Source organism: Delftia sp. NA_296.1 (assembly GCF_052692095.1).
The window spans coordinates 98,430-115,671 of the sequence record NZ_JBQZGF010000008.1 but is presented as its reverse complement, the minus strand read 5'-3'; the positions used below and the strand labels follow the sequence as shown (position 1 = coordinate 115,671).

Annotated in this window: 14 protein-coding genes; 3 read left to right on the top strand and 11 right to left on the bottom strand. The window is 67.1% G+C overall.

Annotated features, from left to right (window positions below; translation table 11 throughout):
• Positions 1 to 124: 124 nt before the first annotated feature.
• On the bottom strand, positions 125 to 1,357 hold the full coding sequence (gene tyrS / locus ACUTR7_RS19965) for a tyrosine--tRNA ligase (RefSeq protein WP_012207702.1): 1,233 nt from the start codon (positions 1,355 to 1,357) through the stop codon (positions 125 to 127).
• Between the two features lie 167 nt (positions 1,358 to 1,524).
• Between tyrS and ACUTR7_RS19960 the strand changes: the two genes are divergently transcribed.
• Positions 1,525 to 2,919, top strand: coding sequence for a peptidoglycan DD-metalloendopeptidase family protein (locus tag ACUTR7_RS19960; protein ID WP_012207703.1), 1,395 nt, complete (start codon positions 1,525 to 1,527; stop codon positions 2,917 to 2,919).
• A 103-nt stretch (positions 2,920 to 3,022) separates the two neighbouring features.
• On the top strand, positions 3,023 to 4,177 hold the full coding sequence (locus ACUTR7_RS19955) for an anhydro-N-acetylmuramic acid kinase (protein ID WP_445609631.1): 1,155 nt from the start codon (positions 3,023 to 3,025) through the stop codon (positions 4,175 to 4,177).
• Between the two features lie 87 nt (positions 4,178 to 4,264).
• On the opposite strand, the gene ACUTR7_RS19950 is transcribed toward ACUTR7_RS19955, so the two are convergent.
• The 7 genes from ACUTR7_RS19950 to rplM form a co-directional block, all read right to left on the bottom strand.
• Entirely contained in the window at positions 4,265 to 5,563 is a 1,299-nt protein-coding gene (locus ACUTR7_RS19950; protein ID WP_012207705.1) for an NCS2 family permease, read from the bottom strand.
• 176 nt (positions 5,564 to 5,739) lie between these two features.
• Positions 5,740 to 8,166 (bottom strand): xanthine dehydrogenase molybdopterin binding subunit, encoded by a 2,427-nt coding sequence (gene xdhB / locus ACUTR7_RS19945; RefSeq protein ID WP_445609630.1) that lies wholly within the window; start codon positions 8,164 to 8,166, stop codon positions 5,740 to 5,742.
• A gap of 1 nt (position 8,167) precedes the next feature.
• Positions 8,168 to 9,781: a xanthine dehydrogenase small subunit gene (gene xdhA / locus ACUTR7_RS19940; RefSeq protein WP_047218459.1), complete on the bottom strand. Its 1,614-nt coding sequence runs from the start codon at positions 9,779 to 9,781 to the stop codon at positions 8,168 to 8,170.
• Positions 9,782 to 10,060: 279 nt separating this feature from the next.
• The gene (gene mdtD / locus ACUTR7_RS19935) at positions 10,061 to 11,503 is read right to left on the bottom strand and encodes a multidrug transporter subunit MdtD (protein WP_043820192.1); all 1,443 of its coding nucleotides are present in this window, start codon (positions 11,501 to 11,503) and stop codon (positions 10,061 to 10,063) included.
• A gap of 116 nt (positions 11,504 to 11,619) precedes the next feature.
• Positions 11,620 to 11,994 carry an iron-sulfur cluster insertion protein ErpA gene (erpA, locus tag ACUTR7_RS19930; RefSeq protein WP_013800449.1) on the bottom strand — a complete coding sequence of 125 codons (375 nt, stop codon included), beginning with the start codon at positions 11,992 to 11,994 and terminating at the stop codon, positions 11,620 to 11,622.
• Between the two features lie 214 nt (positions 11,995 to 12,208).
• Entirely contained in the window at positions 12,209 to 12,601 is a 393-nt protein-coding gene (rpsI, locus tag ACUTR7_RS19925; RefSeq protein WP_012207710.1) for a 30S ribosomal protein S9, read from the bottom strand.
• A 10-nt stretch (positions 12,602 to 12,611) separates the two neighbouring features.
• Positions 12,612 to 13,040 (bottom strand): 50S ribosomal protein L13, encoded by a 429-nt coding sequence (rplM, locus tag ACUTR7_RS19920; protein ID WP_012207711.1) that lies wholly within the window; start codon positions 13,038 to 13,040, stop codon positions 12,612 to 12,614.
• 247 nt (positions 13,041 to 13,287) lie between these two features.
• Between rplM and ACUTR7_RS19915 the strand changes: the two genes are divergently transcribed.
• Positions 13,288 to 14,160 carry a 23S rRNA (adenine(2030)-N(6))-methyltransferase RlmJ gene (locus tag ACUTR7_RS19915; RefSeq protein WP_063328516.1) on the top strand — a complete coding sequence of 291 codons (873 nt, stop codon included), beginning with the start codon at positions 13,288 to 13,290 and terminating at the stop codon, positions 14,158 to 14,160.
• Positions 14,161 to 14,167: 7 nt separating this feature from the next.
• Here ACUTR7_RS19915 and ACUTR7_RS19910 read toward each other — a convergent pair whose 3' ends face one another.
• The 3 genes from ACUTR7_RS19910 to ACUTR7_RS19900 all read right to left on the bottom strand — a co-directional run bounded on the left by ACUTR7_RS19910 (position 14,168) and on the right by ACUTR7_RS19900 (position 17,201).
• The gene (locus ACUTR7_RS19910) at positions 14,168 to 15,085 is read right to left on the bottom strand and encodes a septal ring lytic transglycosylase RlpA family protein (protein ID WP_445609629.1); all 918 of its coding nucleotides are present in this window, start codon (positions 15,083 to 15,085) and stop codon (positions 14,168 to 14,170) included.
• 78 nt (positions 15,086 to 15,163) lie between these two features.
• Positions 15,164 to 15,991 carry a methylenetetrahydrofolate reductase [NAD(P)H] gene (gene metF / locus ACUTR7_RS19905; protein WP_034397320.1) on the bottom strand — a complete coding sequence of 276 codons (828 nt, stop codon included), beginning with the start codon at positions 15,989 to 15,991 and terminating at the stop codon, positions 15,164 to 15,166.
• A gap of 22 nt (positions 15,992 to 16,013) precedes the next feature.
• Positions 16,014 to 17,201: a TlyA family RNA methyltransferase gene (locus ACUTR7_RS19900; RefSeq protein WP_202758776.1), complete on the bottom strand. Its 1,188-nt coding sequence runs from the start codon at positions 17,199 to 17,201 to the stop codon at positions 16,014 to 16,016.
• Positions 17,202 to 17,242 lie beyond the last annotated feature (41 nt).

Genomic DNA, 17,242 nt, shown 5'->3' with positions numbered 1-17,242 from the left:
ATGCCCCCACGCTCCCCCGAGAGGGCCGTTTTCATCTTGGGGCGGCCCGGCGATGAAAAAAAGGACGCGGGCATGCCGGCGTCCTTCATTCCTGTGCAGCCGGGCGCATGGCCCGGCGCGGGCATCAGCCCAGCGTCACGCGCGCAAACTTGCGCTTGCCCACCTGCACCACATAGGTGCCGGCTTCGAGCTTGAGGCCCCGGTCGCTGATGGCCGTGCCGTCCACGCGCACGCCGCCGCCGTCGATCAGGCGGTTGGCCTCGCTGGTCGAGGGCGCCAGGTTGGCCTGCTTGAGCAGGGCACCGATGCCCAGCGGCGCGCCCGACAGGCTGACCTCGTCGATCTGGTCGGGAATGCCGCCCTTGCTGCGGTTGTTGAAATCCTGCTCGGCCGCATCGGCCAGCGCCGCGCTGTGAAAGCGCGCCGTGATTTCCTTGGCCAGCAGCACCTTGGCGTCCTTGGGATTGCGCCCGCCTTCCACCTCGGCCTTGAGCGCGGCGATCTCGGCCAGGCTCTTGAACGACAGCAGGGTGTACCAGTTCCACATCAGCGTGTCCGAGATGCTCAGCACCTTGGCGAACATGGTGTTGGCGTCCTCGGTAATGCCGATGTAGTTGTTCTTGGACTTGGACATCTTGTGCTCGCCGTCCAGGCCCACCAGCAGCGGCATGGTGAGCACGCACTGCGTGTCCTGCCCGTATTCCTGCTGCAGATGGCGGCCCATGAGCAGGTTGAACTTCTGGTCCGTGCCGCCCATCTCCAGGTCGGCGCGCAGCGCCACCGAGTCATAGCCCTGCAGCAGCGGGTAGAGGAACTCGTGCAGGCTGATGGAGCTGCCGTCGGTGAAGCGCTGGTGGAAGTCGTTGCGCTCCATCATGCGGGCCACCGTGTACTTGGCCGACAGCTCGATCATGCCGCGCGCGCCCAGCTTGTCGCACCACTCGCTGTTGTAGCGCACCTCGGTGCGGGCGGGGTCCAGCACCTTGGCGGCCTGGGTGTAGTAGGTCTCGGCGTTGACCTTGATCTGCTCGGCCGTCAGCGGCGGGCGCGTGCTGTTGCGGCCCGAAGGGTCGCCGATCAGGGTGGTGAAGTCGCCGATCAGGAAGATCACCTGGTGGCCCAGGTCCTGCAGCTGGCGCATCTTGTTGAGCACCACGGTGTGGCCCAGATGGATGTCGGGCGCCGTCGGGTCCAGGCCCAGCTTGATGCGCAGCGGCACGCCGGTGGCCTCGGAACGGGCCAGCTTTTGCACCCAGTCCGCCTGGGGCAGCAGCTCATCCACGCCGCGCAGGGTGGTTTCAAGCGCTTGGCTTACACCGTCGGTGACCGGGTATGTTGTAACAGCAGATTGATTCATAAGGGTTTTTCGCCAGGCCGCGTAGGACTGCGTCGGTATACTCCGGGGATTTTCCCGCTGCGGCGAATTCTAGACGCCCGCCTATCCGCACCGCAGAGCGCGGACTTGTTGCCCGTCTGGAGAGCGTATCCCGCCGCTGCGATGCTGTCCGGCCCCCGCAGGGCCGGATGCGCGCAACCCAAGGATCTGATGTTGTGAAATATGGCTTGAACCATGCCAGCGGTGCTCTTGTTGCGCGGCTGACCTCCGTGATCCAGCAACACCCCAAGCGTGTCACCGCAGCACTGGCAGCCATCTTGCTCACGGGCGGCGGCGGCGCCTTCGCCGTGGCCAACCTGGGACCCGATCCTGCCGACCTGCCGGTGCGCATGCTCTCCACGCCCGTGGAATCGCTGGCCGAAGGCCAGACCCTGGCCGAGCTGACCGACAGCGTGCAGGGCATGTCCCTGTACCGTTCCGAATACACGCGCGGCAGCGACACGGCCGAAACCCTGCTCCAGCGCCTGGGCGTGGCCGATCCGGCCGCCGCCGCCTTCATGCGCGGCAACGACCAGGTTCGCCAGCATGTGCTGGGCCGCGCCGGCCGCCTGGTGACGGCCGAGACCACGCCCGACCACCAGCTGTCGCAGCTGACCGTGCGCTGGGCGCCCGACGAGGACGGCAGCTTCCGCCGCCTTGTGGTCGAGCGCAAGAACAATGAACTGAGCACCCGCATCGAGACGGGCAAGCTGACGGCCTCGCCCCGCCTGGCCGGCGGCATCATCCGCAGCTCGCTGTTCGCCGCCACCGACGCGGCCTCCATCCCCGATGCCGTGGCCATGCAGATGGCCGACATCTTCCAGGGCGACGTGGACTTCCGCCGCAGCCTGCGCAAGGGCGACCGCTTCTCCGTGGTCTACGAATCGCTGGAAGCCGATGGCGAGCCGCTGCGCGCCGGCCGCGTGCTCAGCGCCGAATTCCACAACAACGGCAAGGTCGTGCAGGCGCTGTGGTTCCAGGACGAAGGCAAGGCCAAGGGCGACTACTACACCATGGACGGCAAGAGCCGCCGCCAGGCCTACCTGACCTCGCCCGTGGAGTTCTCGCGCATCAGCAGCGGCTTTGCCATGCGCATGCACCCCATCCACAAGACCTGGCGCGCCCACCTGGGCACGGACTTCGCCGCTGCCACGGGCACCAAGGTGCGTACCGTGGGCGACGGCACCGTCTCCTTCGCGGGTGTGCAGAACGGCTATGGCAACGTGATCTTCGTGGACCACGCCAACAACCACACCACGGTCTACGCCCACCTGAGCCACATCGGCGTCACGCGCGGCCAGCGCGTGGAACAGGGCGACATCATCGGCAACGTGGGCTCCACGGGCTGGGCCACCGGCCCGCACCTGCACTTCGAGTTCCGCGTCAACGGCGAGCACCGCGATCCCATGACCATCGTCCAGGCCACCGATGCCGCCCGCCCCGTCTCCAAGGCCGGCCGCGCCGCCTTCGACAAGATGGCCGCGCAGATGCGCATCGAGCTGCAGGCATCGAACGAAGCACTGGCCCTGGCCAGCGAACGCTGAGCCATCGCTGCGATCACGCAAAGGCTGCCCTGGCAGCCTTTGTTGTTTCAGGCGCATCCTTTTGTGATCGCGGCTCCCAGGCCGCAGGGCTACCATTGCCGGCATGAACCAGCCCACCCCCACCCCCTCCCCCATCGCCCACCGCTACTGCATAGGCCTGATGTCCGGCACCTCGCTTGACGGGGTGGACGGCGTGCTTGTGGACTTTGCCGAAGGCACGCAGGTGCTGTGGCATGCCAGCCGGGGGTTCGACGCCGCGCTGCGCGCCGAGCTGCTGGCGCTGAACACCCCCGATGGCCGCGACGAGCTGCACCGCGCGGCGCTGGCGGCCAATGCGCTGGCGCGCAGCTATGCCGAGGTGGTGCGGGAGTTGCTGCAGGCCACGGGCCTGGCGCCCGCGCAGATCGCCGCCATTAGCGCCCACGGCCAGACCGTGCGCCACCGGCCCCAGATGTTCGACGGCACGGGCTACACCTTGCAGCTCAACAGCCCGGCCCTGCTGGCCGAGCTCAGCGGCGTTGCCGTGGTGGCCGACCTGCGCAGCCGCGACGTGGCCGCTGGCGGCCAGGGCGCGCCGCTGGTGCCCGCCTTCCACCAGGGCGTGTTCGGCCGGCCCGGCGAGACGGTGCTGGTGCTCAACATCGGCGGCATTGCCAATCTCAGCGTGCTGGCTGGCGATGGCACGGTGCTGGGCTTCGACTGCGGCCCCGGCAATGCGCTGATGGACGGCTGGTGCCAGGCGCACACGGGCCAGCCCTATGACGACGGCGGCCAATGGGCGGCCACGGGCCAGGTGCTGCCCGCCCTGCTCGACCGCCTGCTGGCCGAGCCTTTCCTGCAGCAGCCGCCGCCCAAGAGCACGGGGCGCGACCTGTTCCACGCGGACTGGCTGGCCGGCCATCTTTCCGCCAGTGCGACCAGCGCCGCCGATGCCCGCCCTGCCGACGTGCAGGCCACGCTCACCGAATTCACGGCCCGCGCCTGCGCCGGTGCCGTGCAGCGCTTCGGGCGTGGCGGCGGCGAGCTTCTGGTCTGCGGCGGAGGCGCCTTCAACACGCAACTGATGCAGCGCATCGCCGCCTTGCTGCCCGGCGTGGCCGTGGACACCACGGCCGCGCGCGGCCTGCCGCCTCAGCAGGTGGAAGCCGCCGCCTTCGCCTGGCTGGCACGCCAGGCCCTGCTGGGTTTGCCGGGCAACCTGCCCGCCGTGACGGGCGCACGCGGACCACGCATCCTGGGCGCCATCCACCCCGCATGAGTACCGCGGAAAAGCAGCGCCAGCAAAAAGGCCCGCGCAAGGCATTGCTGCCAGGCGCGGGCCCCCCACCAAAAACAGTGCGCTACGTCAGCCGCCGATATAGACGAACTTGAAGAGGAAGACGCCGCCGATCAGCCACACCATCCAGTGCACTTCCTTGGCGCGCCCCGTGAACAGCTTGAGCACGGCATAGGTGATGAAGCCGAAGGCCAGGCCATTGGCCACCGAGTAGGTGAAAGGCATGAGCAGGGCCGTGACGGCGGCGGGGATGGCCTCGGTGGTCTCGCCCCATTCGATCTCGGTCAGCTCCTTGAGCATCAGGCAGGCCACGAAGAACAGCGCGGGCGCCGTGGCGTAGCCGGGCACCACGCCGGCCAGCGGCGACAGGAACAGGCAGCACAGGAAGAGCACGGCCACGGTCAGCGCCGTCAGGCCCGTGCGGCCGCCCGCTTGCACGCCGGCCGCGCTTTCCACATAGGCCGTGGTGCTGGAGGTGCCCAGCAGCGAGCCCGCGAAGATGGCGCCGCTGTCGGCCAGCAGCGAACGGTTGAAGCGGCCCATGCGGCTGGGCACCAGCAGGCCGGCGCGCTTGGCCACGCCCATCAGCGTGCCCGTGGCATCGAACAGCTCGACCAGGAAGAACACCAGCACCACGTTGAGGATGCCGCCCGTCAGCGCGGACTTGATGTCCAGCTGCAGGAAGGTGGGCGCAATGGAGGGCGGCGCCGAGAACACGCCGTGGAACTCGTTGCCTGCGAAGAAGAACGAGGCCACGGTGACCGCGACGATGCCGATCAGGATGGCGCCCGGCACCTTCAGGCGGTCCAGCACCACGATGATCAGAAAGCCCAGCGAGGCCAGGATGACTTCGGGCTTGTGCAGGTCGCCCAGGGTCACGAAGGTGGCCGGCGATGCGGCGACGATGCCCGCGCTCTTGAGCGCGATCAGCGCCAGGAACAGGCCGATGCCCACGGTGATCGCTATGCGTATGGACTGCGGTATGCCCTTGATGATCAGCTCCCGCAGGCCGAACAGCGTCACCAGCAGGAACAGGCAGCCCGAGACGAAGACCGCGCCCAGCGCGGCCTGCCAGGTGAAGCCCATGTGCAGCACCACCACGTAGGCGAAATAGGCGTTCAGGCCCATGCCCGGCGCCAGTGCGATGGGATAGTTGGCGTACAGCGCCATGATGGTCGTTCCCAGCGCCGCGATCAGGCAGGTGGCCACGAAGACGGCCCCCTTGGGCATCCCCGCATCCCCCAGGATCGAGGGATTGACGAAGATGATGTAGGCCATCGTCAGAAAGGTCGTCAGGCCCGCGACCAGCTCGGTTCTTACATTGGTGCCGTGCTCACTGAGCTTGAACACCCGTTCCATCCAGTTCATCGCATTGTCTCCGTGTTGTTTTCGCATGCGGGGCGCAACGGTTGTGAAAGCGCCCAGGGTTGAGCACCGGCTGTCCAGGCCGGCACAAGGCATGGCACCCTGCCGGGCGGCCATGGACCTGGTGGCGCGCATCGCTGCGCGCGGATTCAAGGAATGAGGGGGCGGCGCCGGTCCGCTCAGCTCCCGGCGGCCTGCACGGCCTCGATGGCGCGCAGGATGGATTCCGGCGTGGCCGGCGATTGCAGCGGCGGGTTGCTGCGGTGCCCGCCCGCGGCCGAGACGGCGTCGCGGATGGCGAAGAACACCGAGAACGGCAGCAGCAGCGGCGGCTCGCCCACGGCCTTGCTGCGGTGGATGGAGTCCTCGAAGTTGTCGCCCTCGAACAGCCGCACGTTGAACACGGGCGGGCAGTCATTGGCCGTCGGGATCTTGTAGGTGCTGGGCGCGTGCGTGGTGAGCTTGCCGCTTTGCGGGTGCCAGACCAGCTCTTCCGTGGTCAGCCAGCCCATGCCCTGGATGAAGGCGCCCTCGACCTGGCCCACGTCCACGGCCGGGTTCAGCGAGCGGCCCACGTCGTGCAGCACGTCGGCGCGCAGCAGCTTGAACTCGCCGGTCAGCGTGTCCACCACCACCTCGCTCACGGCCGCGCCGTAGGCGTAGTAGTAGAAGGGCCGGCCCTGCATGGTGTCCTTGTTCCACGACAGGCCGGGCGTGGCATAGAAGCCGTCGGACCACAGCTGCACGCGCTCGATGTAGGCCTCGCCCACCACGGCCTTGAAATCCAGCACCTTGCCGTTGACGTGGACCTGGTCGTTGGCAAAGCGCACGTCCTCCGCGCGGCCGCCATGGCGCTCGGCGGCGCAGGCGGCCAGGCGTTCGCGGATCTGGCGCGCCGCGTCCTGCGCGGCCTTGCCGTTGAGGTCGGCCCCCGTCGATGCCGCCGTGGCCGAGGTATTGGCCACCTTGGTGGTGTCGGTGGCCGTGACGCGCACGCGCCAGAAGCCCACGCCCAGCTCATGCGCCACGACCTGGGCCACCTTGGTGTTCAGGCCCTGGCCCATCTCGGTGCCGCCGTGGTTCACGAGGATGGAGCCGTCGTTGTAGACATGGACCAGGGCGCCGGCCTGGTTGAAGTGCTTGACGTTGAAGGAGATGCCGAACTTGAGCGGCGTCAGCGACAGGCCGCGCTTGAGCACGGGGCTGGCCGCGTTGAACTCGGCGATGGCATCGCGGCGCGCGCGGTAGTCGCTGCAGGTCTCCAGCTCGGCCACCAGCTCGTGGATCACGTTGTCGGTCACGACCTGGCTGTAGGGCGTGACATTGCGCTCGGTCTTGCCGTAGAAGTTGACGCGGCGCACATCGAGCGCATCGCGCCCCAGCTCGCGCGCCACCGTCTCCATGATGTTCTCGATGGCGATCGCGCCCTGCGGGCCGCCGAAGCCGCGGAACGCCGTATTGCTCTGCGTATTGGTCTTGCCCGAGTAGCCGTGCATGGACACATCGGGCAGCCAGTACGTGTTGTCGAAGTGGCACAGCGCGCGCGTCATCACGGGGCCGGACAGGTCGGCCGAGTGGCCAGCGCGCGAGACCATGGAGATCTCGGCGCCGAGGATGCGGCCCTCGTCGTCGTAGCCCACCTCGTACTCGTACCAGAAGCAGTGGCGGCGGCCCGTGATCATGAAGTCGTCATCGCGGTCCAGGCGCAGCTTGACGGGGCGGCGCAGCCGCGTCGCGGCCACCGAGGCCACGCAGGCGAACAGGGCCGACTGCGACTCCTTGCCGCCGAAGCCGCCGCCCATGCGGCGGCACTCCACATGCACGGCGTGCGAGGCCACGCCCAGCGCATGCGCCACCAGGTGTTGCATCTCGCTGGGGTGCTGGGTGGAGCAGTACAGGTGGACGGCGCCGTCCTCCTTGGGAATGGCGTAGCTGATCTGGCCTTCCAGGTAGAACTGCTCCTGGCCGCCCACGTAGAACGATGACTTCAGGCGGTGCGGCGCCTCGTCCATGGCGCGGCGCGCGCCGCCTTCATTCGTGCTGCGCGCCAGGTGCATGGGCGGCAGCACGTACTGGCCCAACTCATGCGCCTGCTGGGGCGTGAGCACGGGCGGCTCGGCCGTGATGTCGGCCGCCGCCTTGGCCTGGGCCGCAGCCAGGCGCGCAGCCTCGCGGCTTTCGGCGATCACGGCGAACAGCGGCTGGCCCAGGTAGCGGATCTCGCCGCTGCACAGGATGGGGTCGTCGTGGATGATGGAGCCACAGTCGTTGACGCCGGGAATGTCCTCGCCCGTGAGCACGGCCACCACGCCGGGCATGGCGCGGATGGCGTCGAGCCTGAGCGCATTGAGCCGGCCATTGGCCACGGGCGACAGGCCCAGCGCACAGTGCAGCGTGCCGTCCAGCTCGGGCAGGTCGTCGATGTAGGCGGCCTCGCCGGCCACATGCAGATGGGCCGACTCATGCGGGCGGCTGATGCCCACGCGCTGGCCCTGGGTGTGGGCACCGGCCTCGGCACGCTCGTCCACGCGGAAGGCGGTGTTCTTCAGGTAATGCGCAAAGGCCTCGGACGAGTGCAGCAGGGAGGGATCGATGGGGCGGTTCATTTCAGGCTCCTTGGTGCACTGCGTGGGGCATCACGCTCCAGACGCTGGTGGCCTGCAGCGGCAGCGGCTGCTGCGGACGTGTCTCCAGCCACAGGCGCTGCAGCAGGTTCTGCGCCACCTTGAGCCGGTAGTCGGCGCTGGCGCGCATGTCGGACATGGGCTTGAAGTCCTGGGCCAGCGCGGCCTGGGCGGCCTTCACTGCGGCCTGGTCCCAGGGCTGGCCCACGATGGCCGCCTCCGCCAGGGCCGCACGCTTGACCACGGCGGCCATGCCGCCAAAGGCCAGGCGGGCGGACTTCACCACCTCGCCATCGAGCTCGATGGCCAGCCCCGCGCACAGCGCCGAGATGTCGCAGTCAAAGCGCTTGCTGATCTTGTAGGCACGGGTCTGGCGCCGTGCAGCGTCCAGCGGCACGGCCAGTGCCTGCACGAACTCGCCCGGTTCCAGCTGGTTCTTCATGTAGTCCAGATAGAAGTCATGCAGCGGCATGCGGCGCACGCGTGCGCCCTTGCGCAGCTCGATCTGCGCGTCCAGCGCCATCAGCACGGGCGGGGAGTCGCCAATGGGCGAGCCATTGGCCACGTTGCCGCCCATGGTGCCCGCATGGCGGATGGGCACGGAGGCAAAGCGCAGCCACACGTCGGTCAGCCCCTCGAAGCGCTGCGACAGAGCCGACCAGGCCGATTCCAGCGAGGCACCGGCGCCGATGTACAACTCGCCGCCGTCCAGGCTGCCCGCGCCGCGGCGCTCCTCGACGCGCTTCATCTCGGCCACGTCGCCCACATAGACGATGTCGCCCAGGTCGCGGAACTGCTTGGTCACCCACAGCCCCACATCGGTGGAGCCTGCCAGCAGGCGCGCGCGGGGCTTGGCCTCGCACACGGCGGCCAGCTCGTCCAGCGTGCGCGGAGCGTGGAAGCTGTCCACACGGCCGCCCTGGGCGGCGTTGGGAGCGGCGTAGTCCAAGCCGGCATCCTGCGCGCGCAGGCCCTGCAGTGCCTGCACCACGGGTTCGGTGGCCATGCGCGTGGCGGGCAGGTCGAACATGCGCTGGCCTGCATCCAGGATGGGACGGTAGCCCGTGCAGCGGCACAGATTGCCCGACAGCTCGTCGGCCAGCTGCTGGCGCGAGGGGCGCGTGCCGGCCTGCTGGTGGTGCTCGTAGGCCGACCACAGCGACATCACGAAGCCCGGCGTGCAAAAGCCGCACTGCGAGCCGTGACAGTCCACCAGCGCCTGCTGCACGGGGTGCAGCTCGGCACCGCCTGCGGGCTTGCCCGTGGCACAGCCCTGCTTGCCGGCGCACTGGCCCTTGACGTCCTCCACCGTGAACAGCGCCTTGCCATGCAGCGTGGGCAGGAACTGGATGCAGGCATTGACCGTCTGCAGCTGCAGGCCGCCCACGGCGTCGGGCGCGCCGTCTTCGGCCAGCTCGGCGATGACCACGGTGCAGGCGCCGCAGTCACCTTCGTTGCAGCCCTCCTTGGTGCCGGTGCAGCGCGCGTCGCCGCGCAGCCAGTCGAGCACCGAGCGCGTGGGATGCGGCCCCTGTACCTCGACGATCTGGCCGCGGTGATAGAAGCGGATGGGTTGGGAACTGGGGCTCTGGCTCATGCTCGTGGGGGCAACTGCTGGTGCGTGGACTGTTCGGATCACGACTTACGCAAATTCCGAGGAAGAAAGCCGCTGGCCCTGTGGCGATGGCGTGTTTGCGTTCTTGCTTGCGTAAGTCCTGCGGATGTACCCGAGATTAAGTCCAGCCCCGCCCAAACGCATAAGACGGCCTCGATATTTCCTATGCGGGCTGCCATATATCCTTGCCAAAAACAAGGGTAAACCCGCAACAAAAGTGTGGATTGCAGCGGTTCAGGGTTCAAAAGCTATGCACAGCCCTCACTCGTGCTCGGCCGGCTCCAGAGGCTTGGGCCGCACATCCTCATCGTCGCCGAGCTGCGAGAAGATCATGGTCGAGGCCAGCGTCACCGCGCCCATGCAGACAAAGGTGGCGCGGAAGGCATTGAGGGTGTGCTGCGGCGTGTCGCCGCCGAACCATTCGCTGAAACCGGCCAGCACCGCACCTGCGGCGGCCACGCCCATGCCCATGGCCAGCATCTGCACCATGGACAGCAGGCTGTTGCCGCTGCTGGCGTTGCCGGCATCGAGGTCCTTGAGCGTGACGGTGTTCATGGCCGTGAACTGCATGGAGTTGGTGGCGCCGAAGATCAGCAGCTGGACGATGACCACCCACAGCGGCAGCGCCGTGGAGACCGTACCGAAGCTGGCGATCATCAGCGACAGCACCAGGGTGTTGCCCATGAGCACGCGGCGGTAGCCGATGCGCTGGATCAGCGTGGTGGTCTGGCGCTTCATGGCCATGCTGGCCAGCACCGTGGGCAGCATCATCATGCCGGCCTGCAGCGGCGAAAAGCCCAGGCAGACCTGCAGCACCAGCGGGATCAGGAAGGGCATGCAGGAGCTGCCCAGGCGCGAGAACAGGTTGCCCAGCAGGCCCACGCGCAGGCTGCGCACGGCGAACAGCTCGGGGGCGAACAGCGGGTCGGGCCGGCGCAGCGCATGCAGCCAGTAGGCGGCCAGGCTGGCCAGGCCGAAGATCAGCAGCACGAAGACCATGGCGCCATGGATGCCCTTGCCCGACATGCTGTCCAGCGCCAGCGACACGGCCACCATGCCAAAGGCCAGCAGCGCATAGCCCACGCCGTCGAAGCGCTTGACGGCAAAGCGGTCACCCACGGGCATGAAGCGCAGCGTGGCGGCCAGGCCGATCAGGCCCACGGGCACGTTGACCAGGAAGATCCAGTGCCAGCTCACGTACTCCACCATCCAGCCGCCCAGCGTAGGGCCGATCAGCGGCCCGACCAGGCCGGGGATGGCCACGAAGCTCATGGCCTTGAGGAACTGCTCGCGCGGAAAGGCGCGCAGCACGGCCAGCCGCCCCACCGGCATGAGCAGTGCCCCGCCCATGCCCTGCAGCACGCGCGCGGCCACCATCAGCTGCAGGTTGGGCGCAATCGCGCACATCACCGAGCCCAGCACGAACAGCGCAATCGCCCACAGGTAGACGCGCCGCGTGCCGAAGCGGTCGGCCATCCAGCCCGAGGCCGGGATCAGCATGGCCATGGTCAGCGAGTAGGCGACGATGACCGACTGCATGCGCAGCGGGCTCTCGCCCAGGGCCTCGGCCATGGTGGGCAGCGCGGTGTTGACGATGGTGCCGTCCAGCGTCTGCATGAAAAAGCCGATGGCCACAAGCCATAGCAGCACCGAACGCGAGGAGGATGTGGAGGAGGCGGAAGCGCTTTTGTCTTCAGGAATCATGGCAAGGCAGGAAGGGCGCAGGCGTTAAAAAACCGCCTGCGCATTGCTGCGCGGCGGTTGGTGGCGTGTTGTGCGGCGGGCTGCTGCGGGCTTCACTGCAGCGCGGCCGACAAGGCTTACACCGAGAAGCTCGATCCGCAGCCGCAGGTGGTGGAGGCGTTGGGGTTCTTGATCACGAACTGCGCGCCCTGCAGGTCTTCCTTGTAGTCGATCTCGGCACCCACCAGGTACTGGTAGCTCATGGCGTCGATCAGCAGCGACACGCCATTCTTGGTCATGGTCGTGTCGTCGTCGTTGGTGATCTCGTCGAAGGTGAAGCCGTACTGGAAGCCCGAGCAGCCGCCACCCTGCACGAACACGCGCAGCTTCAGGTCAGGGTTGCCTTCCTCGGCGATCAGATCGGCCACCTTGGCAGCTGCGCTGTCGGTGAAGACGATCGGGGTGGGCATTTCGGCGGTGGTGGTTTCGGTGATTTCTGCGACGGCGCTCATGGGGATACTCCGAAGTTCTCAATTGGCCCGAATGGTACAGCAAAGGGCTCGGGAATTCCCGGGGCCGCCGGCTTGACGACAGTGCAAGTGGGGGCATTGGCCACCGACGGCGAAGGTGAATGCGAAGGGTTTGCATCGCCCAGAAAAAAACCGCCGGCAAAGGCGGTTTTTTTCTGGGGAAAGCCCCGGGGGACTTTCCTGCAGTGCCAGCGGATTAACGCTTGGAGAACTGCTTGGCGCGGCGTGCGGAGCGCAGGCCGACCTTCTTACGTTCGACTTCACGAGCGTCACGCGTCACGAAGCCGGCTTGGCTCAGGACGGGCTTGAGCGCTGCGTCATAGTCGATCAGGGCGCGGGTGATGCCGTGGCGGGTAGCGCCGGCCTGGCCGGATTCACCACCACCGTGGACGTTCACTTGAATGTCGAAAGCTTCCAGGTTGCTCGTCAGAGCCAGGGGCTGCTTTGCGATCATGATCGAGGTTTCGCGGCCGAAATATTCCTGAATGTCCTTGCCATTCACGGTAATCTTGCCGGAGCCCTTCTTCAGGAACACGCGTGCGACGCTGGATTTGCGACGGCCGGTGCCATTGTTCCAATCACCAATCATCTAGGTCTCCTTAGATTTCCAGAGCCTTGGGCTGCTGGGCGGTGTGGGGATGCTCAGCACCGCCGTACACCTTGAGCTTCTTGATCATTGCGTAGCCCAGGGGACCCTTGGGCAGCATGCCCTTGACGGCCTTTTCCAGAGCGCGGCCGGGGAACTTGGCCTGCATGTCGCGGAAGTTGGTGGCAGTGATGCCGCCGGGGAAACCAGAGTGGCGGTAGTACACCTTGTCCAGGTTCTTGGTGCCGGTGACCTTGAGCTTGGAGGCGTTGATGATGACGATGAAGTCGCCGGTGTCAACGTGAGGTGTGTAAATGGCTTTGTGCTTGCCGCGCAGACGGAGTGCCACTTCGCTGGCGACACGTCCGAGCACCTTATCGGTGGCGTCAATCACAAACCACTCGTGTTGCACCTCAGCGGGCTTTGCGCTGAATGTAGACATGAGTTTTCTCTTTCAAGAAAGGTTTGGCGGGTCCTTTTCCGCGGTCGGCGCTTCTTCAAAAAGGAAGCCTCTTAGGCGGGGATGTAAACTTCGCCGCGGGACCCTAAAATCGCTGCGAAGCCCTCCATTATACAAAAACGGCAGGCCTTCGCCATCCCCCCTTGCGCCGCACTGGCTTCAGCGCCGGCCCCCATCCTTCAGCCGCCACGGGCAACCACCCGGCAGCGCGGCTGGTTACCATACGCCTATGTTCAGTTACCGCCACGCCTTCCATGCAGGCAACCATGCCGATGTGCTCAAGCACACCGTGCTGATCGCCACCCTGCAATACCTCCTCCAGAAGGATGCCGCCCTCACGGTGCTGGACACGCACGCCGGCGCCGGCCTGTACCGACTGGACGGCGACTACGCCAACAAGAGCGGCGAGTCCGCCGACGGCATCATGCGCCTGGCCCAGGCCAAGGAGGCCGAGCTGGCCCCGGTGCTGCAGGCCTACCTGGCCACGGTGCGCTCCTTCAACCAGGGCGCGCAGTTGCGCAACTACCCGGGCTCCCCCTTCATCATCCAGTCCCTGCTGCGCGTGCAGGAGCGCGACAAGCTCAAGGTCTTCGAGCTGCATCCCACCGACATGCGCTCGCTGGCGGGCAACATTGCCCAGCTCGAAGCGGGCCGCCAGGTGGCCGTGCTGCACGAGGACGGCTTCGAGGGCATCAAGAAATTCCTGCCGCCACCGTCACGCCGCGCCCTGGTGCTGTGCGACCCCAGCTACGAGCTCAAGAGCGACTACGCCAAGGTGCTGGACATGGCGGCCGACAGCCTCAAGCGCTTTGCCACAGGCACGTATGCGGTCTGGTATCCGATCATCCCGCGCCCCGAGGCGCACGATCTGCCGCGCCGCCTGAAGACCATGACCACCAAGGCCGGCAAGAGCTGGCTGCACGTGGAGCTCACGGTCAAGAGCAACAAGACGTCGGAGCGCGGCGGCCTGCCGGCCAGCGGCATGTTCCTGATCAATCCGCCGTTCAATCTCAAGGAACAGCTCAAGCCGGCCATGCCGCAGCTGGTCAAGCTGCTCGGTCAGGACGAGAACGCGGCCTTCACGCTCGAATCCGGCGGCTGAACACGGTTCAGCGCGAGCTCGACGCCGCAGAGGCCACTGCCGTGGCCGAGGCTGCGGCGGGCGCTGCGGCCTTCGCCACCGGCCTGGCGGCAGGGGCGGCACGGCTGGCCACGGCCGTGCGTGCATTGGGCCTGGATGCGGGCGCCTTGGCCTGCACACGCGGCCGGACCGGAGCCTTTGCCTGAATCTGGGTCCGCGCCTGCGTTTGTGTTTGTGTCTGTGCCCTGGCCTGCTGCGTCTTCTTGAGGGACTCTGCCTTCCTGGCCGTGACCAGGGTTTCGGGGCATTCTTCCTCGCCTTCATCGAGCTGCCACAGCTCCACGGGCTTGATGCCCAGGCCGACCATGCCCAGCTCCTGCGCAGCGGCCTGGCTCAGGTCGATCACGCGGCCGGGCGCAAACGGCCCCCGGTCATTGATGCGCACCACCACCGTCCTGCCTGTCGCGGCGCTGCGCACGCAGACACGGCTGCCGAAGGCGAAGCTGCGGTGCGCAGCCGTCAGCTCTTCCTTGTCGAAACGCTCGCCGCTGGCCGTCAGCCGGCCATGCAGGCCCGGGCCATACCAGGAGGCCAGGCCTTGCTGGTCGCTGTCGCGAGATGGAACGAGGGCGAAATCGGGATTGGAGGGAGTGTCGGCACTCTCTTCGGGCGAAGCCGGTTCGGAGGGCCTGGCATCCGCGGACCTGGTGGCGGGCTGCGCGGCCCGCGAGGCGCGGCTGCTGCGCTTGCCTGCGGAGGGAACGGCCGCAGGCGTCTGGCCTTCAGCCATGGCCTCGGCACCTGCCGAACCTGCAGAACCGGCCATCAGGGCGCCGGACTCGGCATCGGTTTCGGCCACGGGAGCCGGTGCGCAGCCAGCCAGGGTGGCGGTGATGGCACACATGGCCAGCCAGCGCCAATGCAGGCGTCGAAAATTACGATCCATGGGCAAAAACCTCCAGGGAACGCCTGACCGTTCCCAAGTTCTAGAGGGCCGCCCGGGGCCGGCGCAGTGGCTGCGCGCTCAAAGGCCCAATCGATCGCAGATTTCCAGCGTGGCGACGCTCTGGTTCATCGTATAGAAGTGCAGCCCGGGAGCGCCCTGGCTGCGCAACTGCTCGCATAGACGGGACACGACATCGAGGCCGAAGGCGCGAATGGACGCCGTGTCATCTCCGTAAGCCTGCAGACGCAGGCGGATCCAGCGCGGGATCTCGGCGCCGCAGGCGTCCGAGAAGCGCATCAGCTGCGTAGAGCTGGTGATGGGCATGATGCCGGGAACAACCGGTGCATCAAGCCCCATGCCGCGCGCCGCATCAACGAAACGGCAGTAGGCGTCGGCATTGTAGAAATATTGGGTGATCGCGGAATCCGCGCCAGCGCGCACTTTAGCCGCAAACGCTTCCAGATCGGAATGTGGGGATTTCGCCTGCGGGTGGACCTCGGGATAGGCTGCCACCTCGATGTGGAACCAGTCGCCGAACTCGCGGCGGATGAATTCCACGAGGTCGCTGGCGTACTGGAATTCACCGCCCAGGCCATAGCCGCTGGGCAGGTCGCCGCGCAGCGCGACGATGCGGCGCACGCCCATGGCCTTGAGCTCCTGCAGCTCGGCACGCACCTTGTCGTGCGTGGCGCCCACGCAGGAGAAATGCGATGCCGCGCTGACGCCTTCGCTCTGGATGTCACGCACCATGTTGAATGTGCCGGCCTGCGTGGAGCCGCCCGCGCCATAGGTGACGGAGCAGAACTGGGGCTTGCGCGCATAGAGGTTCTTGCGCACCTGCACATGCTTGGCCGCGCCTTCGGGCGTCTTGGTCGGGAAAAATTCGAAGCTGATCGGAAAGCTCATGTAAGACTCACTGCTCAGTGTTTCATTCGTTGCGTTTGCGCAGCTTGGCGCGCCCCGGTCCGGGCACGCCGAACTCGGTGCTGGTGTCGATCACACGCTCGTTGCGCTGCTCGCGCAGCACGGTGCGGGACACGCGCTTGGGCGCGGCCTTCACGGCCGAACGGGGCTCGTCGTCGTCCTGCGTTTCAGGCTGTGCAGGCTCCTTCACCACGGCCGCCTGCTGGGCATGCACGAAGAATTCGCGGTTGCCGTCACCGCCTTCGATGGCCGACTCCATCCAGCCCTTGACCTCCAGCCCCAGCTCGCCCAGGCAGGTGCGGATGCGCTGCTCCACCTCGGTGAACAGGGCCGCATCGCGCACGATGCCGCCCTTGCCGACCTGGCCCGGCTGCAGTTCGAACTGCGGCTTGACCAGCATCAGCAGCTGACCATGCGGCTTGAGCAGGCGCGTGACGGCCGGCAGCACCAGGGTCAGCGAGATGAAGGACAGATCGCCCGTGACGAAGTCGAACTGCGGCGTGATGTCCACGTCGGCAAACTCGGCGCGGCGGCGGCGCTGCGTGGCCACCGTGCCTTCTTCCCGGGCCTTGCCCTTGGCCGCGCGCTCGGCCTTGAAGGCCTCGATCTCTTTTTCCTTGGCGTCGTCGCTGTCGTCGTAGTCTTCATCGACCAGACCGCCGTTGCGCATCCAGGCATAGGGCGCCACGGGCTGGGTGTCGTTGTCGTCGGGATCTTCTTCCCAGCGTTCGGACAGCACTTCCTCGCAGGACTCCTGCAGGCCCTCGGCCGTCACCGCGCGGGCATTGACACCCTCGACGCAGATCACACGCACATCCGAGCGCAGCCGGTCATGCAACTGGCCATGGCCCACGTCCACGCCGATGACCTGGGCGGCGCCCGCCTGCAGCAGGCAGTCGGTGAAACCGCCCGTGCTCTGGCCCACGTCCAGGCAGCGCAGGCCCTGCACCGACAGCTTGGTGGCCGCCAGCGCGCCTTCCAGCTTCAGCCCGCCGCGCGAGATGAACCGGGCCTCGGCCCCGTCCAGCAGCTGCAGCTCGGCACCCGCAGGAATCTCGTCGCCGTTCTTGGCAACCTTCTTCCAAGGCGTCAGCGGCGTCATGCGCCATTGCACGCCGCCTGCAATCAGCCGCTGCGCCTGCGAGCGCGTGGCCGCATGGCCGGCTTCCACCAAAAATACATCTGCGCGCATAGCGTCGCTCCAGGAAATCTCAGTTGACTAATGCCCGAAAC